The organism is Vibrio sp. YT-17, assembly GCF_033337375.1.
Classification (GTDB): domain Bacteria; phylum Pseudomonadota; class Gammaproteobacteria; order Enterobacterales; family Vibrionaceae; genus Vibrio; species Vibrio alginolyticus.
On sequence record NZ_JAWOQP010000168.1, the window covers coordinates 1 to 1117 of the forward strand.

Here is a 1117-nt window from a genome sequence, read left to right on the forward strand (position 1 = left end):
TCTCGATAGACGGTTTTCAGCGTTTCAATAATGACATCTTGCAATTGCTGCTCGTTATAACCAGCAACAAACACCGCACCGATTTCCGGTAAGTTGAATCGCCCGCGGCGGTCCACTTGAAAACCTTGGTTTAGCGATGCTTCGCCGGGCAGGTTGATCTGTACTAAGTCACCAACTTTTACTGTGTCGTTATCTGCGGCATGCAGAGGGGTTACCCAAGCGAGCACGCACATCGCGAACAAGGCAAAAAACGTTTTGAAAATGCTCATAACGCGCCTCCTATCGAACCGCTTGCGCTCGTTGGCATGTTGCCTTTGTTAGGTAAATTGTGATTACTTGGCGCATTGCTATCAGAGTTTTCGCTGAGAACTTCGATGCTCACACGACGGTTGGTTAGGCGCACGGCTGGCGTTTGTCCCTCATACAAAGGCAATGTGTCGCCAACAGATTTGGTTTGTACACGGTCTGACGTTACACCGAACACACTTAAGTATCGTTTAACTTGCTCGGCTCGTTCCTGTGCTAGTTTTTTATTGTGCTCAGGCGTACCCGTGACGTCCGCATGGCCAGTGACAACCAGAGACAGAGCAGGGTGGTCGCGCAGAATATAAGCGGCTTCTGCCAAATGTCCCATGTACTTCGGATTGATCTCCGCAGAATCAATGGCAAACTGATTATCGACGTTGAGCAGCGCATAAATATCGGCGACGATGTTTAGGTCATTCCTTAGCGCATCAATGTCGTCCGGCGGCGTGCAAGCGGTTTGCGTAAGTACGTAGTCGAGTTGCTGCTCAAGCTGGTTTAATCGACGACGCTGGATGACCAGGTCATTGGCGGCATCAAGCAGTAAACCGCCTTCTAGTTCACGAGCAATGCGATTTTGCTTCTCGAGTGCTTGCACCACTGCAGCAGGGAAGCACCAACGAGCGCCTTCTTGAATCAAAGCGTCGAGATGAAGCTTGGTCAACTGCCAATCGAATCGCAATCCATGCTCTGGGCCCAATGGTTCATCTGGCATCACAGGCGAGAACTGATAGTTCTCAATCGAAATATCTTGATAGCTTTCCGCCAATCCACCCTGACCATGATCGGGATAATCAAATGACGAACAACCAAA

Annotated in this window: 2 protein-coding genes; both read right to left on the reverse strand. The window is 49.8% G+C overall.

What is annotated here, in order from left to right:
• Positions 1-233: polysaccharide biosynthesis/export family protein (locus R7F67_RS24705; protein WP_411913745.1), on the reverse strand; the 233-nt coding region annotated here is incomplete at its 3' end.
• 32 nt (positions 234-265) lie between these two features.
• Positions 266-1117, reverse strand: an 852-nt coding sequence (locus tag R7F67_RS24710; RefSeq protein ID WP_318057520.1) for an OmpA family protein, incomplete at its 5' end; no start/stop codon positions are given.